Here is a 17253-nt window from a genome sequence, read left to right on the forward strand (position 1 = left end):
GAAGCGAAGGTTTTAGGCAAGAATGTCAAAAGTCCCGCGAGAAATCGCGGGATTTTTTATTCATTTTTTTGCAAGCGTAAGATTCGTCCTTATTATAAAAACGAAGCTATACGAAGCAAATGGAAAAATTACTTATTGCCGAGAGGCGATTTTCACGCAGTCCGCCGCAATCCGGGCAATGCGCTTGCCCCAGTCACCGCAGGCTCCGTCCAAAAGTTTGAGGAAGAACCTGTGTTCGTTCTCGAGTGAATCGGGAATGTGGGCAATTTCGCCGTTGTCGAGATATCGCGCGAGGCTCACGGTGTAATTGGAGCCGGGAGAGCCTCCCTGCCGGCCATAGCTCACGGAAATCGTGCGTACATCCACGTCACTGTCGCGGTTCACGTAAAAATCCGCAGTCACGCCCTTGTAGGGCCCGCGCGCTACCTTCAAATACATCCTTGCCCTATCGCGGGATTCGGCAGATGTCTTGAACGAGACTTCGACATCTTCGTACCTGAACAAAGTAAAGAACAGGCTCAGGTCGTGAACGAGCAGGTCAAGCGATACGTTTACATCGCGGCAACGTTCGGAATACTTGTGCTCGCGCCGGAATTCCAGACGCACGTTACCCGCGGGCAGTTTATCGCCAACAACAAGCATATCGCCAGTTCCTAATTGTTTATCGCCTGCACCTAATTGTTTATCGCCGGCCTCAAGACGCGCGTTAAGTTCCGCAAGGAAATGCTTGCGGAAGTTCAGGAAAATCGGGTTGAAGCATTCCGACTGCGCAACAAACAGAAGCGTATCGTTTTTCACAGCCAGGTCTACGAGTTCCTGCGCCGCCTCGCCGGAGATGGCAAGCGGTTTTTCGACCAGCACGGGAATTTTACGCTCCAGGAAGAACTTCGCGTAGGCATAGTGCGTCGATGCCGGCGACGCGATTACCGCAAAGTCTGCGGGCAGCCCACCTGCAGTCCCGCACGTTAATTTATCAGCAATCCCGTCAAATTCTTCTTGATTGTCCGCAGCAGCGATAAACTTCACACCGCACATTTCAAAACGCGCACGGTGCCGCCCGCCCATAGTTCCATTCCCGACAAGAATCGCCTTATACCGTCTTTTCATTCACTCCCCCTAAATCAATCTCCGCAACCTTCACCGGGTGCGTCTCCGGCGCTCCCTTCAGGCAATACGCATACCGAAAGCCGTCATCAAAGTCTAGTTCGCGGAACAGATACTCGGGCCTTACGCCATCGTGGTCAAGAACTATTCCCTCCGGCGACATCGTCAGCGTAAACTTGTCCGGCGAGAGCGCCATCCCGCGCCCGGTGACCTTCATGTAACATTCCTTCAGCGTCCAGAGCCTGCAAAAAGCAATATCCTGCGCATAGCCTTCCGGGAAGGAATGTATCCACGCATTCTCGGATTCCTTGAAGAAGCGCTCCGCAAGGCGAGAACGCCCCGAACGCACGCGTTCCACGTCGCAACCCGCCTCGTAGGGCGAAATCACGCACATCACGCGCGTCTTGGAATGCGAGAGGTTGAAGTGTATATCCGGCTCATCGCGAAAGGCGGGCTTCCCGTTCTCGCCGAGCACCACATGGGCGTCTGCGCCTTCAATCCCGAAATCGCGACAAGCTATACGCAACAACAGGCCCACCCCGAGCGACTGCGCACGGCCACCCGGGAACTTGAAACGCATCGCCTTCTCGCGCCGGTACTCGGGCACCGTCCCGAGCAGCCTTTCAAAAACTGCGGGGTCATTCAGAGCCGAAATATCTGCCGTATAGACAAGCGTATCCATACCGCGCAATATAGCAATTTAGGCCTATTGCACGCCATACCGCAAAGATTTATATTTTACCACATGGATATCAAGAAGACAAACGCGGCACGCATTCTCGACCGCCAGAAAATCAGTTACGAACTCATCCCCTACAAGGTCGACGAAAACGACCTCGGCGCACAGCACGTTGCCGACAGCCTCGGCGAAGACATCAATCAGGTATTCAAGACCATCCTCGTTCACGGCGACAAGATTGGCTACCTCGTGTGCGTGGTGCCGGGAAATCTCGAAGTGGACCTGAAGGGCGCCGCCAAGGTCAGCGGCAACAAGAAAATCGACACCGTCCCGCTCAAGGACTTGACGCCGCTTACCGGCTACATCCGCGGCGGCTGCAGCCCGCTCGGGCTCAAGAAGAATTTTCCCATCTTTATTCACGAGACGGCGATGCAGTTTCCGTTCATCTACGTAAGCGCGGGCGAACGCGGCCTGCAACTGAAGGTTGCTCCCGCCGACCTCATAAAGGCAACCCGTGCAACTGTCGGTGTAATCGCGAGAGTTCCGCCCGAAGCCCCGCAGGACTAAACGAACAACAAAATTCGCCGCATAGAAAAAGCCTCTCCCGAAGGAGAGGCTTAAATTTTTCGACAAACCGGATTACTTCACCGTGATGCTACGGACCGTTCCGCCCTGCTTTACCAGGAATACACCGGAATGGAACCTGGCCTTGATGGCCGTGGTCAAGGCAGCATCGTTTTCCGTTTCGAAGGAACTGAGGAACTTGCCCTGGGCGTCGAATACGAGCGACGTATTGCTGCCGACGGTCACGGAGCGTATTCCCTGGAGAGCCGTGGTCGACGAACTGCTGACCTCAGGAGCAACAGAAGAACTCGACGGCGTATCACTTTCGATATAGACCTTCGCATAGGGGAAGTCATATTCTCCTTTGGCTTTTGCCCCTTCGGAGTTTCCTGCTTCACCAAGAATCTTTGCCTCGTGCATCTTGCCCATCTTCATGCCGAGTTCTTCCCACTTCTTGAAGTGTGCGGTAATGTCGATGGTGCCGCAGTCGCGCTTCGAGGTACGCACACTGAAATACTGCTTGAAGTACTTGTTGTCTCCATCGATGGAATAGGAGGTTCGGTCGCCTTCGTAAACCGTATACTTCGCGCCATCAATGTCATAAACGCCATGTTTCTTTGCTGAGGATCCCTGGGCCACCCAATCGCCGGGCATGTAGTCACTGCCGGTGTTATCGACGATGTACCACTCCACCAGCGGTTCGCGGGTCCAACCGTAAATACCGATATAGGAATACTGGATTCCCGAAAGATTGCTCTTGACCAACTTGAAATCCGCCTTCATGTGGCCAAGTTCGGCATGGGTCTTGTCGCTATTGAAAGAAAGCCCCGCGCGGCAAAGGTAGTCCTTGGCGCCGGTCATCTGGCAGTTGAAAGAACCATCGTCGTAGAATGTCGCGGAACCACCGTTGCCGCCTTCGTTCCAGAGTTCGTATCCGATACCGTTACTGAACGAACCCACATTGTTCGTGGAGACCTCCACCTTGGACCCGCTATGGGCGGCAGTGTTGCAGAAATCCTGCGCAAACGCATTTGCAGCCAGGGCACACGCGGCAACCAGGCCATACTTGAGAATAGCTTTCATATAAACATCCCTTTTTCAAGAAATCTACTACAAAAACACGTCTTTGCAGGGAGCATTCACCGCGCCCGTTATTCCAATTTGGAGTATCCAGGGCACTGACGCAGGAATTTAGGCTATATTTAAAGAATGTTCCAAAAGTTCACAGCGCCCCTTGTAATCGCCACGGCAGCAAGCGCCGCCTTTTTCGCATGCTCCTCCGATTCGAGCAGTTCCGGCCCCGCAGAAGAACCGCCCGCGAGCAGCAGCAACAAGATTGCCACGAATTCTTCGAGTTCGCTTCGGCTCAGCTCAGCGAACTTATCATCCTCTTCAATAGATGTTTCCGTCTCCGCTGAGACATCCTCCAGCGACAAGGCCACTGATAAGGTTGGTGAGCCTGCCGAACCTGCCGAAGTGTACCTGTGGCACGACGAATTCGACTCAATCGACACCACCACATGGACATTCGAGACAGGAGCGAGTGGCTGGGGCAACAACGAGTGGCAATACTACACCGCGCGCAGCGAGAACGCCTATGTGCAAGACGGCATCCTCCACATCCGCGCGAACAAGGAAGATTACGAGGGCGCAAAATACACGTCGGCCCGCATGATTACCAAGGGCAAGTTCAGCTTCACCTACGGCACGGTAGAGGCCCGCATCGCGCTACCCGTAGGCAAGGGAATCTGGCCCGCATTTTGGATGCTCGGCGAAAACATCGACGCAGTCTCCTGGCCCGCCTGTGGCGAAATCGACATCATCGAGGCCGTAAACGACGAGAACGTTGTCTACGGCACCAACCACTGGCAAGCCGGAGGGAACCAAGCCGACTACGGCAACAACACCAGAGATTACTACGGCACAAGCAAGGAACTCGACATCACGCAGTTCCACAACTACAAGATGGTCTGGAACGAAAAGCTCATCGCGATGTACGTCGACGACTTCAAGTACCAAGAAATCGCAATCGAGAACGCGAAGGACGGCCTGGAGGCATTCCACAAGCCGCAATTCTTCATATTGAACGTAGCCGTCGCAGGCAACTGGCCCGGATTCGAGGTAGACGATTCGCAGTTCCCGAACGAGATGCTCGTGGACTACATCCGCGTCTCGCAGCCGTAAGGCTCGCTACTCCGCGCCTACTCTGTCCACTCGTAATCTGTGTCAATCACCGGGCATTTCCCCGCACCCGGGTCGCGGTCCGCATAAATACGATTCTCGAAGGGCATGCGGTCCATTTCACCGCAGTAGATGAACACGAATCCAAATACCTGGCCCTGGGTACTCCTGCAATTGCTGTCGCGGATATCGAGAACCGTAAGCGTATCGCTTGCAACGCCCACAAGCATGTGCGCGATGGAGCCTTCCTGACCACGCACGTTGTACAGGAACGTTTCGCAGCTCGAATCTTCTGCGGCCGCCTTCTGGGCCTGCGCGACAAGTTCCTTTGCCGATTCCGGGAACACGCTATTCAGGGCTTCGAGCCTGCCGCTCATCTTGTGCAGGCCGGGGCTGTTCAGTTCCGTCACAGCACCCTCAACCGGCTGATCACCCGTATTCGAAGAATCATCCGGAGTCTGGGGCGGATTCAGCGTACTGACGGATTTCGCGGAATACACAATCGCAGAGGCAATGACCGCCTTGTCGAACTGCGCATCCGACACCCCGTAGAAACTTGCATAGTCTTCAAGCCCTGTCGGATTCATGGCGGGCTCACCGGGGCTAACGGAAGAAGAACTGCTTTTCAGTTCCGGCAGCATGGACTCACTCGGCTTTTCCGACGAGCTGGATGCTGGTTCATTTTCCGACGAACTGGACTGCGGCTCATCTAGTTCCGAACTGGACAGGCGCTCTTCCGGTTCCAAGCAGGAACTAGAAGATTCCAAGGCCAATTCGTTCGGTTCTACAGCGGTACCAGCAAGCTTGTCGGAATCGGAACAACCGCAAACAAGCGCAACAGCAAGAACCGCAAGCGCAGACAAAGTAAAATGCAGGCGAACCGCCGAGAATCCAAAAGCCTTATTCATCGTCATTCTCCTTGTCGCTGCAGGCAACGGCATCGCCTTCCTTGATGTTCTTCGTCAGCGGGAAAAGTTGCAGGTTCAGGCGGTAAACCTGCTCGATGTTCTTTTCTTCCGAAGCGAGCGCCACTATCCGGCGGAGGCATTCGTCAAGTTCCTTCACGATTCGCCCGTACAGTTCCCTGGATACGCCCATGGTGACGCCCGTGAAGTTGCGTTCGTTCACGGGGAGTTCCAGCGCGGGTGTCGCGAGCTTGGACATCTGGCGGTGCATTCCGCGCAGGGCAAGCCTTGTGGCATCAGGCGTTCCGGTAATTGAACTTTCCGTCTGCAAGAAATTCTCGTCTTCGGTCTTTTTCAGGAGTCCCGACTTCGTGAGAAAATCGAGCGACTCGCGCACCTCGGCGGCACTCACGTCGGCATAGAACTTCTTCGCCATCTCGCCCGGTGTCGCTCCCGGCATCTGCGGTGCAAGTTCGCGCACCACCGGGTTCTGCCACGTCTCGTAAAACTTGAACAGGTCGCCTTCCAGCACGCGCACCTTGTGCACCTTCGCAATAGCGAGCATGTTGTTGTAGGCGGCGACCTTCTTCTCTTCGGATTCCACCTGACCGTATTCCACCATCGCGCGGAAATATTCCATCTCGAACCCCACGAGGCCCATGGCAGCCCCCGTGCGTTCCACGCCAATCCGGCTGAGTTTGCTCTTGCCGTCGCAAACCACCTTCATGTACGAAGAAGAAGTGAAGCCGGCGATTTTCGAGAACTCACGCCACGAAAAGGCGGAGCAGCGCTTGCGCTCCTCGTAAAAATCCAGCATGTACTTGCGGAAATCGGAATATTCGACAATCGGTTTCATCACTCTCAAATATACATTCCGCGACCATCAAAAGCAAGCGTTTCATAGAACAAAATCAAAGTTTTTGTTAAAATTTAGTCATTTTTAGCAAATTTTATCATATTTTTGCCACGTATTGAACATTTTGTTGCATATACGCACGGATGCACGACCCGCATTTTTCTACATTTGGCACCGACTGTTTCAAGGAGCACGCCATGTCTTTTGTCAACGACCTGAAGAACAAGGTTTTGCAAGGTTACGAAATCAACCGCGAAGAGGCTATCCAGCTGCTGGACGCCGACCTCGGCGAACTCACGCAGGCCGCGAACGAAATCCGCGAGAAATTTCACGGAAACGACTTTGACTTTTGCTCCATCGTGAACGCCCGCAGCGGGCGCTGCTCCGAAAACTGCAAGTATTGCGCACAAAGTAGTTACTACCACACGGGAGCACCCGAATACAAGTTGCTCAGCGCCGACGAAATCGTCAAGGACGCGAAGAAGAAAGAAGCGGCAGGCATCCCGCGCTACTCCATCGTCACATCGGGACGCACGCTTTCGAACCGTGATGTCGAACAAATTAGCGAAGCCATCCGCAGACTCAAAAAAGAAACCAAACTTTCCGTATGCCTTTCGGCAGGGCTCTTGAACAGGGAGCAGTTTGAGAAGCTCAAGGAGGCAGGCCTCACCCGCTTCCATAACAACCTGGAAACCTACCGCAGGCACTTCCCCGACGTGTGCACCACGCACACCTACGACGACAAGATAGCCACCTTGCATAACGCGCTTGCCGCAGGGCTCGAAATCTGCAGCGGCGGCATCATGGGGCTCGGCGAGACGATGGAAGACCGCATCGACATGTGCCTCGACCTGCGCGGGCTCGGCGTGAAATCCACTCCGGTAAACGTACTGAACGCCATCCCCGGCACGCCCTACGAGAACCTCCCGAAACTCACGAACGACGAGTTCTGCCGCATCGTGGCAATCTACCGCTTCATCAACCCGAAGGCGTTTATCCGGCTTGCGGGCGGGCGCGGCGTGCTGGGCGACGACGGCAAGCGGGCATTCCAGAGTGGTGCGAACGCGGCCATCACCGACGACATGCTCACTACCGCCGGCGTAAACAGCTGCAAGGACTTCGAACTCGTGAAGGGTCTCGGGTTCGAACCGCACGGATTCATTGGATAGGAAAGCCCTGCCCCCTAAAAGGAGCGCGTTTTAATTACATTTCGTAGCGATGGTTTCGCTTTCGAAAATCGCAGGCTTGATGTTCATCCCGATTTGTGCGGGGCTTGTGTGTTGCGCATTCCCCGAACGCACGGGTTACGACCGTAACATCGGCGACTACAAGCCGGCATCCACAGATGCGGGCGCGGCACAGGCAAGCAATACAAGCGAAGATGCGCCGGCAAAAAATGCGCAGGGAGAAGCAAAGGCAGAACCCGCAAGAACTGCGGCAAGGAGCGATTCTAGCCAGCACAAGAACTCCGCACAGAAAGTCCGCGACGCGGCGACCCGGAAAGAAGCGGCAAAGGCGGCGCCGAAACCCGAATCGAAAGGTTCGCTCGAAAAATACGCAAGCGGATGGATTGGCGCGAAATATGTGTATGGCGCCGCAAGCAAGAGCAAGACCGATTGTTCCGGATTCGTGATGCAGGTTTACAAGGGTTACTTCAACATAGCGCTAGACCACAATGCAGCAAGCATGTACAAGGACAGCCGCGGGTCAAGCGTGAGCCGCGGGAGTCTGCGCGAAGGCGACCTAGTGTTCTTCGGGAGTTTCTGGAAAATCGACCACGTGGGCATCTACCTTTCGGGAGACCGGTTCATACATGCAAGTTCCAGCAAGGGCGTGATGATATCGCCCATGAACGACAAGTACTGGAGCCACAAGTACCAGGGCGGGAGAAGGTTTAGGTAATTGATAATTGATAATTGATGATTGATAATACACACTGTTTTCTATCTTTCACACTATGAAGAAAATCGCATTTCAGGGCCGTCGCGGGGCCTACAGCGAAAGCGCCGCATATCACTTGTTCGGAAACGATATCGAAGTTGTCCCGATGGACACGTTCGAGCAGATTTTCCAGGGCATCGAGACCGGCGCCGTGGACGGCGGGGCTATCCCCATCGAGAACTCCACCGCGGGTTCCATCTACGACAACTACGACCTGCTGTACAAGTGGCGCCACCCTATCGTGGGCGAAGTCAAGCTCCAGATTTCGCATAGCCTGTGCGCGCTCCCCGGAACAAAGCTTGCAGACCTGAAGGAAGTGCTGAGCCACCCGCAGGGCCTTGCGCAGTGCAGCCGATTCTTCGGGCGCAACCCGAAAATCAAGAGTACCGCGTTCTACGATACCGCAGGCAGTGCCGAAGAGGTCGCGAAGCGCGGCGATAAAACCGTAGGCGCGATTGCGAGCGCCTACGCCGGCAAGTTCTACGGCCTGGATATCTTGGCCGAAGGTATAGAGAACTTGCCGGGGGTGAACTTCACCCGGTTTTACGCCATTCAGAAGACGGCGAACCCGCTCCCGGAAGAAGGCACGATCAAGACAACGTTGTTGTTCATGCTGAGCGATTCCGGCAAGTCAGGAGCATTGCATGCCGCACTCGGGTGTTTCGCGAAACGCGACCTGAACCTCACCCGCATCGAGAGCCGCCCGCATCCTGACCGCCCGTGGGAATACATATTCCACCTCTCCTTCGAGGGGAGCCCGAAGGACCCCGCCGTCATCGAGGCGCTCAAGGAACTGCAAAGCTACTGCGACTTCGTGTACCGCCTCGGGAGTTTCCGCGAAGGCACGACGGAGAAGTTGAGTTATTAATTGATAATTGGAGCAATTATGGCTTACGAACGTACTGACCGCAAATTCAACGAATACCGTAACCTAAAGATGACCACCGGCTTCATTTCGAGTGCCGACGGTTCTGTGCTCATCGAGATGGGACGCACCCGCGTCATCTGCAATGCGACCCTCCTGCCGAAAGTTCCCGACTGGCTCGCCGGTCGCGGTACCGGATGGATTACTGCCGAATACAGCCTGCTCCCGCAGAGCACGGGCAAGCGCGTGGAACGTGAACGCAAGGGCGCGAGCGGCCGCACGCAAGAAATCCAGCGCCTGGTGGGCCGCTCGCTGCGCGGCGCAGCCGACCTGGCAGCACTCGGCGAGAACGCAATCGTGGTCGACTGCGACGTGATCGAAGCCGACGGTGGCACGCGTACCGCGAGCATCATCGGCGGCTTCGTGGCCCTTGCCATTGCCCTCAAGAAAATCAAGGAACGCCTCGGCATCACGCAGCAAATCCTCAAGCACGGCATTACCGCAATTTCCGTGGGAGTCGTCTCGGGCAAGCCGCTCTGCGATCTCTGCTATGTGGAAGATTCCGCCGCCGACGTCGACATGAACGTCGTAATGCAGGACGCGAAGAATTTCATCGAGGTGCAGGGTACGGGCGAACACGCGAGTTTCGACCGCAACATGCTCAACACGCTCCTCGACCTCGGCGAGAACGCCTGCAAGGATATCTTCAAGAAGCAGATGGAACTTATCGGCGGCGAATTACCGTAGCGACATCATTTCAACTAGTAAAGGCCCGTTTAACACGGGCCTTTTTCGTTCACGGGGCGACCGCTCTACTATACGTTCCAGTCGCAGAAATTCTTGAGCATCGCAAGACCCACGTCACCGCTCTTTTCCTGGTGGAACTGGCTTGCAATCAGGTTGTCCTTGCCGATGAGCCCCTGGAACGTCTGCGTGCCGTAAGTCGTTTCGGCAAACGCATATTCCGCAGGTACCACCGGGTGGTACGAATGCACGTAGTAAAAATCGCAACCGCTGCGGATGCCCTTCATAATCGGGTGCTCGCGCGTGAAGTTCACCTGGTTCCAGCCCATGTGCGGAATCTTGAGGCCGGGTTCATCCTTGAATCGAACCGCCTTGCCGGGGATTAGCCCGAGGGTCTTGACACCGCCGTCTTCTTCGCTCTCTTCGAGGATAATCTGGCAGCCGATGCAGATGCCGAGCACCGGGTTCCCCGCCTTCACCACCGCCTTGATGGCATCGCCGATACCCGTGCGGGTAAGCGTCTCCATCGCCGATGCCGCAGCACCCACACCCGGGAAAATCAGGCGCGTCGCCTTCGCGATTTCGTCCGCATCGCGGCTGGACTTCGCGTCTACCCCGATACGGGCAAGCGCGTTCATCACGGATGTCAAGTTACCGGCGTTGTAGTCGACCACGATTACGGACATGGGAATTCCTTTTGCTAAACCGATATCAAAGATAGAAAAATAAAAAAGGCGGCATGCGCCGCCCTTTGGAAAATGATTGGAGTATGGATTAACAAAGCAAATTACCATGTTGTGCAAAAATAGGTGTTACCATGCTTTGCTTTTTCCTTGCACTCAGTTTTATGAATCCACACATCACATCCATTTGTATTACCCGTAGTACTATGGATACAATAATCTGTGTTGCTGTTAAAATTGCCACTAGCGTTTTCATCCGTACCAGCATAACCCTTTTCCATCCACTGCGTACATTTCGTAGTTTTATTCTTGCCTTGTCCGACCGTTTCCGATGCTAAGCAAATATCATTATCAGAGTTATAGTCTTTATAGTCACCAAACCCTTTATAACCCGTTTCCGACGCAGACCCCTTTGGTGCGCCACCATTCCCATCGCCACCAGTACTTCCCGAACTACCATTTGTATTTGTCACATTTGAGGAACTCCCAGGCACTGTACTCGCGGAAGAACTAGCGGAACTTTGAGTTGCACTGCTCCCAGCACTGCTCTCCGCATTACTTTCCGGTTCCACCTTTTCGCAAGTACCTCCCGTTTGTTTTTTCTTCGGAGCATCACCAACAGTAAAGCCGGCATTCCTCGCCTTGCCCGGAGGAGCGAACATTCCGCAAGCAGAAACGCAGACCCAACCATACTTGTTGCCGTTGTCGTTCTTAATCGAGGACGCAAGCGCATCGCAATCACCCTGCTGGCTTGAACTACTCTGCGCAGTCGTGTTTTCGCCTTCCTGCGGGGGCGTACCCGGATCCGACGGATCTTCTGTCGGTGTTTCCGTCGGAGTTTCCGGCTTATCCGGAGTCTTGTTCTCCGTCCCCGCCACATGCAGTTCGCCCGTAGTTTCGCACATACCCTCGACGGTTTCGCCCACGACGCCCCAGGTAGTAGTCAGCGCAGCGCACTCCGGCGAAGAAATTATCTTGCGGTAGTCAATTTCACGTTCACCTGCCGGGTCTATCACGACGGCCCACGCACTCCCCGTCACGCAGGAATTCAGGCCCGCACGGCTCGTCGCCTGCCAGCCCGGCATGTCCGGTTCCATCTGATCAAAAACAATCGTCCCGTTGATGCAACCGCTGTAGTCAAAATACTCCGTCTGCCCGTTCCCGGGAGCACCGTACCCGATGTTCTTCCAGCTGCCGATGCCGTTGTTTTCGTGCAGGTAGGCGTTCTGCAGGCTCACGTATGTACCCGCAGCAACGGGAACTTCAGAAGCTCGCGCCTTGGCGATAACGCCAAACAACTTGGGCACCCCCACCCCGGCAAGGACACCCAGGATGACGACCACCACCATTATTTCTACGAGAGAAAAACCCTTTCTCATACACCGGCCTCTTATCAATTGTTATCCAAACATAAAAATACATTGCTCCGGCTGTAAAGTCAATAGATTTGCGACAAAATGTAAAGGAAAATAAACAAAAAGTGTCCAAAAATACACATTTTTGGACACTGACAATAAAATTCTATGGAATTACTGGTTCAGAAAATCGAGCGCCTCGCCCGCAAGTTCCACACAGCGATTGCACGGGATGACCTTGTTCGGGCGAATTTCGGCGCACTTGGTAAACCCCTGCGCGCCACGCCTGAAAAAGTCCTCGATGGCATCGGCATGGTCGGGCTGCATCATCTTGGCCGCATAGAGTGCACCGCAGGCGCCGTTCGGGGCCTTGCCGCCACCGAAAGCACGGAACATCTCAGCCGCCTCAACGGCTTCCGCCTCGGACTTGCCCGTAGCGCGGGCATAACCGTAAGCCACCGACATCGCGCAGTTCCCGCGATGTTCTGCGTGAAAGTTCTTCGAAATTTCAGAAATCTTCTCTGCCATATAGAACCTTATTTAACCCTGATGACCTTCGACGCAAGTAGCTTGTTGCCAGCCACGAGTCTCGCCACCAAAACACCGCGATGGAGGTTCTCGAGGTTCGCACGGGCCTGGGCCCCTTCAAAACTCTGGGCCAGCAGCTGGTTGCCGAGCAGGTCGAAGATTTTCAATGTCTTGGTACCCCGGGCGCTCGTCTGCATGTAGAGCGTGTTGCGGCTGAGCTGCATCTGGGTGTCAAGTCTCTGTGCGACTCTCACAAAGCCTACGCGGTCGTCGGTAGTATTTGCGGGGCCGTAACCCCACAGGAGCTTACCCTTGCCACGGACGACGATGTAGGGATTCTGAGGCGCTTCCTGAATATCGCCTTGATCCTTGTCCCAGTCAGGAGCGCCGTCGTAGGCGGGAGCGTCCTTGCTGGCCTCGTGGGCGACAAAACTCCAGCCTTCCGTTACCTTGACCTTGGCGGGTGTGCGAAGTGTTTCGCATGTATTACCCTCCTTAATACCGGAAGATACGCCTACGTCCATTCGGATTCTAGTTCCAAGTCCGATACCTCCGACATAAATGGGTTGTACCCATGTGTACGTCTTTTTCTCTTCGTTGTAGGTGTCTTCGGCCTTTTGAGGTCCATGGCTCCTCATATAGTTTCTTATTTCCGAATCGTTACTGCAAGCCTTGATGAATCCGGCCATATCGTAAGTTGCGCATAGGTCTTGATCGAATATGACCCCGCACGCATCCACATCTTCTTCGGTTGCGTCAAAGTAAATGTAGGCCATAACGCTGTCAACGTCTTTCATAGTTTCATTGAAGATTTGAATATTGAACATATCCATGTCTGTCCACGTATAGTGGTATGCCGTTGCATAGACCTCTTCAGAGAACGGATTGATTTCGCCGGTCTTGCAGTTGTCACACTTCTTTTCGTAGTAGTCGCTTCCGCCGTTGCTGACGATGGTAAGGGCAGAAAGAAGTGTTGCGGAAGCGTCGAGGCAGGTTTCAGACAAATGATAATCTTCCCAACTCATTTCGCTTCCCGGAACCAACGAGCTTGAATCGCCAGGAACAGTCCCACCAAAAAGGGCTCCTACGGGGCAATTATACTTGTAGTTAAAACCCGGAGAGGTCTTGCCTTCGGGGTTAGAAGCACGGTGATGCGGGTGAGCGTCGTTCTTATCGCCAATGCCGTACACAAACGAAACGTCCCACGGATTCACGCCGAGCATGTAGTTCAGCTGGTTGATGCCGAGCTGGCGCATTTCACTTGCCTTGAGGCCCGTACTTGCCATAGCCGGGAGCGTGGCGCCCTGCTTTTCAATATCGGCGGCTACATCGGCGTATGCCAAAACTTCAAAGATGTTTCCCGCTTGATAACGGTTGAAATTCCATTTCTGGTCGGTAAGCATCGTGTACCAGATGGGGTTGTACTTTACCGTATTGCCTTTGAAGGCGACGCCACCTGCCGGAAGCACAACCGATTCGCTCCCGATGTTTCCGCTTACATCACTGAGGTTCGCAATCATGTCGGCAAGGCAGTCTTCAATGGCCGCGAGGCGTTCAGCTTCGGTAAGACCGTATTCAGATGTTGCCTTGGTCTTGTCGGCAAGAATCAACTTGTACAAAGCGTACAGCGCGAAACTATGGGCGTTAGCCCAGCTGGTGTTCTTTGTGTTTTTAAGCATGCCACTCGCATCGGCAGCGAACCAGCCGCCACCAAAGAAGCCTGCGCCGTCGATGATTTGTTGACCTTTGAAAAGTTCCGTCGTGCGGATCATATCGTCGGCGTAATCTTTTTTGCCTGTAGCGTACAGGAGCGCCACCGAAGCGAGCGCCAAGTCGTCGGTAAACTCATTGTTGCCGTTATAGGCGGGAGAACTGAAGGTAGTCTTATTGTTCTTGAAAGTCTTGCCCTGGGCCAAATCCTTGGCAAAGGCGTACATCTTTTCGGCAACCACCAAGCAACTATCAGCAAACTTCTTGTCGTACTTGGCGTAGTCCTTGGAGAGAATGGCGAGACCCGCGGCAATATCACTGGAAATGTTGGCGCCGAGTTCGCCGAGTCGCACGATTCTGGCTGCGGGACCACCACGGTCTGTGGCAACGGAAGAATTGTCTGTCGGGAGATAATCCTGAGCTTCGGGGCGTCCCCACCAGCCGTGATCACTGCCGAAGCTGCCCACGGAAACGGGCATGTCGTCAACGACGCCCTTTGCAAATTCGTACGCTTTCAAGAAGAAGTCAGCACCATGCTTGGCCTCGCGCAAGACATCGGGCACGCCGTCGGTCTTGACAAATTCGCCCTGATTGTAATCGTAGTGGTCCACATCTTTACCGGGATTGGTGGCATGCATCACGGCAAGGGTCACGAAGGCATACGCCATGGTCTGGGATTCCTTCAGGTGATCGCCGCAATCGTACCAGCCACCAGCAAGGGAACCTGCCCTAGATGCGTCAAAGGAAGAGGTAGTATCTCCTGCCGTAGTAATCGCGCCGCCGCCGTCTTTGGTATGGCTCGGTCCGTGGAACCAGGACTCGGAGTTACCGCTGCGCTGGATTCCGAAGAACTTGAGCGTGGCGTCCTTTGCCATGGTGTAAACGTCGTCGCTCACAATGAAGGTGCTAGAGATTTCGTCACCAACCTTGATGCGCAGGCGCTTTTCGGTAGGTACATTCTGCGGAATGTTTCCAACCTGGATAATGCCGGAAGGACCAGTGAATTCAACTTTGTAGCGCCGTTGATCATTTGTTGTTGCGTTTGTGCCGGCAACAATGGTCCAGTTGCTCGCCGTTTCGGTGGTGGTCGTGGTAAAGAGACCGGTCACCTTAGTGCTGAGCGACTTTCCGTCGGCATCCACAATTTCAAAGTCCTTAGCGTTGCCCACATAATAGAACTGGCGGACCTTGTCGCTCTTGAGGTAGCCCGCCTGGTTCACGCGGATCGGCGAAATCTTGGTATTGATAGCATCGAAGTAGGCCTGGTCCAGGGTGTCGGGCATAAGTGCCCCCGCCTTGAAACTTGCGGGAGTAGCCTCTTTCGGAAGCATACCTGTTTTCTTGGTGACCGTCGTGTCAAAGTTTTCGAACACTTTCGCGTCCCAGCTCAAGGGCCAGGTCGGGCGAATCAGGTCGTATGGCGTGGTAGCGGCCATTGCCGTAGAGGCCGAAATGGCGGCCAGGGTAGAAATTGCAGTTAGTACCCCAAAATTCTTCATAATCTTCCTCCTTTTAGGATAAGTTATAATATAATATACCGCACCCCCATTTGCAAATATTTATGCGCAAAAGTTTGGTAAAAACGCCCACCCCCAGCAACACACACTTAAAACAGGGCAAACGAAGCAAATTAAATCGTAATTCGTCTAAAAACAAAAACTCCGCAAAGAATATTGCGGAGTCTTTATAAAAATCAGGAATTTGCGCAAGCGCAAAAAAAGCCTTTAATTAATAAATTGTAATTCGTCTAGAAACGAGCAAGACAAGAAACGCGAGCCGAAGCTGTATAAGACATACAGCGAGAGCTCGCGTGACGCAGTATTGCGAAGTTTATCGACGAATTACTTATCCGTGAGGACAGCGACGCCCGGCAGCACCTTACCTTCCAGGAGCTCGAGGGAAGCGCCACCACCCGTAGAGGTGTGGGTCACCTTCTTATCGGCGCCGTACTTCTTGGCAGCCGTAGCGGTATCGCCACCACCGATCACGGTGATTGCGCCAGCAGCGGTAGCTTCGACGATAGCGTCGGCCATAGCCTTGGTGGCCTTTTCGAAGGCTTCGAATTCGAACACGCCTGCAGGACCGTTCCAGACGATGGTCTTGGCGGACTTGATAGCGTTCACGAAGAGCTTGGTGGATTCAGCGCCCACATCGAGGCCCATCCAGCCAGCCGGAATGCCTTCGGCGTCAGAGACAGCCTTGGTAGCAGCGTCGGCAGCGAACTTGTCGGCGGCGATGTAGTCAACGGGGAGGATGATTTCCTTGCCGGCAGCCTTTGCCTTGGCCATCAGATCCGGAACGAGCTTGGCACCTTCTTCGTCAAACAGGGAAGAACCGATTTCGATGTTGTTCAGAACCTTCTTGAAGGTGAAAGCCATGCCACCGCCGATGATGATCTTGTCGGCCTTGTCGAGGAGGTTGTTGATGAGCTGGATCTTGTCAGCGACCTTTGCACCGCCGAGGATGGCGAGGAACGGACGCGGAGGATTGTTGAGCACCTGGTCGAATGCCTTGAGTTCCTTGTTCATGAGGAAACCGGCAGCGCGCTGCGGCAGTTCAACACCAGTCATGGAGGAGTGGTCGCGGTGAGCGGTACCGAAAGCGTCGTTCACATAAACGTCAGCGAGCTTGGTGAGGCTAGCGCGGAAGGCCTTCACGGCTTCCTTGTCGGCCTTTTCCTTAGTTTCGGTGCCATCGGCGTTCTTGATCTTGCGCTTGCCTTCTTCTTCGATGTGGAAGCGGAGGTTTTCGAGGAGGATGATTTCACCCGGCTTGATAGCGGCGCAGGCAGCTTCGACTTCAGGACCGCAGCAATCGGAGAGGAACTTCACCGGCTTCTTGATGAGTTCTTCGAGCTTCTTTGCAACCGGAGCGAGCGTGTACTTCATGTTCTTTTCGCCATTCGGACGGCCCAGGTGAGAGGCGAGCACGACGGCTGCACCGTGATCGAGAGCGTACTGGATGGTCGGGAGGGCGGCTTCGATACGCTTGGTGTTGGTGATTTCGCCAGTCACCTTGTCCTGCGGAACGTTGAAGTCAACACGGATGAACACGCGCTTGCCGGCGAGTTCGAGATCTTCGATAGAGAGCTTTGCCATTATGGATTCCTCTTTTAGGGTTAAAATTTACGGGCTAAAA

The 17253-nt window shown here is 54.3% G+C and carries 16 protein-coding genes; 6 read left to right on the forward strand and 10 right to left on the reverse strand.

Annotated elements, in window-relative coordinates; genetic code table 11:
* Positions 1–132 precede the first annotated feature (132 nt).
* Entirely contained in the window at positions 133–1107 is a 975-nt protein-coding gene (locus CRO08_RS13940) for a Gfo/Idh/MocA family protein (protein WP_097036693.1), read from the reverse strand.
* Positions 1091–1786, reverse strand: a complete 696-nt coding sequence (locus CRO08_RS13945) for a 4'-phosphopantetheinyl transferase superfamily protein (RefSeq protein ID WP_255252398.1) — start codon at positions 1784–1786, stop codon at positions 1091–1093. The genes CRO08_RS13940 and CRO08_RS13945 overlap by 17 nt, the downstream gene beginning before the upstream one ends.
* A gap of 63 nt (positions 1787–1849) precedes the next feature.
* On the opposite strand from CRO08_RS13945, the gene ybaK reads away from it, so the two are divergent.
* Positions 1850–2350 carry a Cys-tRNA(Pro) deacylase gene (gene ybaK / locus CRO08_RS13950; protein ID WP_097036694.1) on the forward strand — a complete coding sequence of 167 codons (501 nt, stop codon included), beginning with the start codon at positions 1850–1852 and terminating at the stop codon, positions 2348–2350.
* A gap of 72 nt (positions 2351–2422) precedes the next feature.
* Here the strand turns inward: ybaK and CRO08_RS13955 are convergent, their stop codons facing one another.
* Complete coding sequence (locus CRO08_RS13955) at positions 2423–3430, reverse strand: glycoside hydrolase family 11 protein (protein ID WP_097036695.1); 1008 nt, start codon at positions 3428–3430, stop codon at positions 2423–2425.
* A gap of 126 nt (positions 3431–3556) precedes the next feature.
* On the opposite strand from CRO08_RS13955, the gene CRO08_RS13960 reads away from it, so the two are divergent.
* Positions 3557–4531: a glycoside hydrolase family 16 protein gene (locus CRO08_RS13960; protein ID WP_097036696.1), complete on the forward strand. Its 975-nt coding sequence runs from the start codon at positions 3557–3559 to the stop codon at positions 4529–4531.
* Positions 4532–4548: 17 nt separating this feature from the next.
* On the opposite strand, the gene CRO08_RS13965 is transcribed toward CRO08_RS13960, so the two are convergent.
* Both CRO08_RS13965 and CRO08_RS13970 read right to left on the reverse strand, forming a co-directional pair.
* Positions 4549–5436 carry a hypothetical protein gene (locus CRO08_RS13965; protein WP_141398392.1) on the reverse strand — a complete coding sequence of 296 codons (888 nt, stop codon included), beginning with the start codon at positions 5434–5436 and terminating at the stop codon, positions 4549–4551.
* The gene (locus CRO08_RS13970) at positions 5429–6289 is read right to left on the reverse strand and encodes a TIGR02147 family protein (protein WP_097036698.1); all 861 of its coding nucleotides are present in this window, start codon (positions 6287–6289) and stop codon (positions 5429–5431) included. Before CRO08_RS13970 ends, CRO08_RS13965 begins: the two co-directional genes overlap by 8 nt.
* A gap of 197 nt (positions 6290–6486) precedes the next feature.
* Between CRO08_RS13970 and bioB the strand changes: the two genes are divergently transcribed.
* The 4 genes from bioB to rph are packed head-to-tail and all read left to right on the forward strand — an operon-like array spanning position 6487 to position 9842.
* On the forward strand, positions 6487–7458 hold the full coding sequence (bioB, locus tag CRO08_RS13975; RefSeq protein WP_097036960.1) for a biotin synthase BioB: 972 nt from the start codon (positions 6487–6489) through the stop codon (positions 7456–7458).
* A 49-nt stretch (positions 7459–7507) separates the two neighbouring features.
* Complete coding sequence (locus CRO08_RS13980; protein WP_097036699.1) at positions 7508–8191, forward strand: C40 family peptidase; 684 nt, start codon at positions 7508–7510, stop codon at positions 8189–8191.
* 55 nt (positions 8192–8246) lie between these two features.
* A complete protein-coding gene (locus CRO08_RS13985; protein WP_072808584.1) occupies positions 8247–9098 on the forward strand; it encodes a prephenate dehydratase in 852 nt (283 codons plus the stop codon).
* An 18-nt stretch (positions 9099–9116) separates the two neighbouring features.
* On the forward strand, positions 9117–9842 hold the full coding sequence (rph, locus tag CRO08_RS13990; RefSeq protein WP_097036700.1) for a ribonuclease PH: 726 nt from the start codon (positions 9117–9119) through the stop codon (positions 9840–9842).
* A gap of 68 nt (positions 9843–9910) precedes the next feature.
* Here rph and hisH read toward each other — a convergent pair whose 3' ends face one another.
* From hisH to pgk, 5 genes are all read right to left on the reverse strand, one after another.
* Positions 9911–10525: an imidazole glycerol phosphate synthase subunit HisH gene (gene hisH / locus CRO08_RS13995; RefSeq protein ID WP_097036701.1), complete on the reverse strand. Its 615-nt coding sequence runs from the start codon at positions 10523–10525 to the stop codon at positions 9911–9913.
* 101 nt (positions 10526–10626) lie between these two features.
* On the reverse strand, positions 10627–11901 hold the full coding sequence (locus CRO08_RS17525) for a prepilin-type N-terminal cleavage/methylation domain-containing protein (protein WP_097036702.1): 1275 nt from the start codon (positions 11899–11901) through the stop codon (positions 10627–10629).
* Positions 11902–12051: 150 nt separating this feature from the next.
* Complete coding sequence (locus CRO08_RS14005) at positions 12052–12405, reverse strand: hypothetical protein (protein WP_097036703.1); 354 nt, start codon at positions 12403–12405, stop codon at positions 12052–12054.
* 8 nt (positions 12406–12413) lie between these two features.
* Positions 12414–15614, reverse strand: coding sequence for a glycoside hydrolase family 9 protein (locus tag CRO08_RS14010; protein WP_097036704.1), 3201 nt, complete (start codon positions 15612–15614; stop codon positions 12414–12416).
* A 342-nt stretch (positions 15615–15956) separates the two neighbouring features.
* Positions 15957–17213, reverse strand: a complete 1257-nt coding sequence (gene pgk, locus CRO08_RS14015; protein WP_097036705.1) for a phosphoglycerate kinase — start codon at positions 17211–17213, stop codon at positions 15957–15959.
* Between the last annotated feature and the right edge of the window lie 40 nt (positions 17214–17253).

Origin of the sequence: Fibrobacter sp. UWT3, from assembly GCF_900230125.1 — a bacterium.
Classification (GTDB): domain Bacteria; phylum Fibrobacterota; class Fibrobacteria; order Fibrobacterales; family Fibrobacteraceae; genus Fibrobacter.

What these genes read in the sequence shown, in the direction of transcription:
- CRO08_RS13940 (WP_097036693.1), bottom strand. Translation starts at nt 1,107, where the DNA reads ATGAAAAGACGGTATAAGGCGATTCTTGTCGGGAATGGAACTATGGGC.
- CRO08_RS13945 (WP_255252398.1), bottom strand. Translation starts at nt 1,786, where the DNA reads ATGGATACGCTTGTCTATACGGCAGATATTTCGGCTCTGAATGACCCC.
- ybaK (WP_097036694.1), top strand. Translation starts at nt 1,850, where the DNA reads ATGGATATCAAGAAGACAAACGCGGCACGCATTCTCGACCGCCAGAAA.
- CRO08_RS13955 (WP_097036695.1), bottom strand. Translation starts at nt 3,430, where the DNA reads ATGAAAGCTATTCTCAAGTATGGCCTGGTTGCCGCGTGTGCCCTGGCT.
- CRO08_RS13960 (WP_097036696.1), top strand. Translation starts at nt 3,557, where the DNA reads ATGTTCCAAAAGTTCACAGCGCCCCTTGTAATCGCCACGGCAGCAAGC.
- CRO08_RS13965 (WP_141398392.1), bottom strand. Translation starts at nt 5,436, where the DNA reads ATGAATAAGGCTTTTGGATTCTCGGCGGTTCGCCTGCATTTTACTTTG.
- CRO08_RS13970 (WP_097036698.1), bottom strand. Translation starts at nt 6,289, where the DNA reads ATGAAACCGATTGTCGAATATTCCGATTTCCGCAAGTACATGCTGGAT.
- bioB (WP_097036960.1), top strand. Translation starts at nt 6,487, where the DNA reads ATGTCTTTTGTCAACGACCTGAAGAACAAGGTTTTGCAAGGTTACGAA.
- CRO08_RS13980 (WP_097036699.1), top strand. Translation starts at nt 7,508, where the DNA reads ATGGTTTCGCTTTCGAAAATCGCAGGCTTGATGTTCATCCCGATTTGT.
- CRO08_RS13985 (WP_072808584.1), top strand. Translation starts at nt 8,247, where the DNA reads ATGAAGAAAATCGCATTTCAGGGCCGTCGCGGGGCCTACAGCGAAAGC.
- rph (WP_097036700.1), top strand. Translation starts at nt 9,117, where the DNA reads ATGGCTTACGAACGTACTGACCGCAAATTCAACGAATACCGTAACCTA.
- hisH (WP_097036701.1), bottom strand. Translation starts at nt 10,525, where the DNA reads ATGTCCGTAATCGTGGTCGACTACAACGCCGGTAACTTGACATCCGTG.
- CRO08_RS17525 (WP_097036702.1), bottom strand. Translation starts at nt 11,901, where the DNA reads ATGAGAAAGGGTTTTTCTCTCGTAGAAATAATGGTGGTGGTCGTCATC.
- CRO08_RS14005 (WP_097036703.1), bottom strand. Translation starts at nt 12,405, where the DNA reads ATGGCAGAGAAGATTTCTGAAATTTCGAAGAACTTTCACGCAGAACAT.
- CRO08_RS14010 (WP_097036704.1), bottom strand. Translation starts at nt 15,614, where the DNA reads ATGAAGAATTTTGGGGTACTAACTGCAATTTCTACCCTGGCCGCCATT.
- pgk (WP_097036705.1), bottom strand. Translation starts at nt 17,213, where the DNA reads ATGGCAAAGCTCTCTATCGAAGATCTCGAACTCGCCGGCAAGCGCGTG.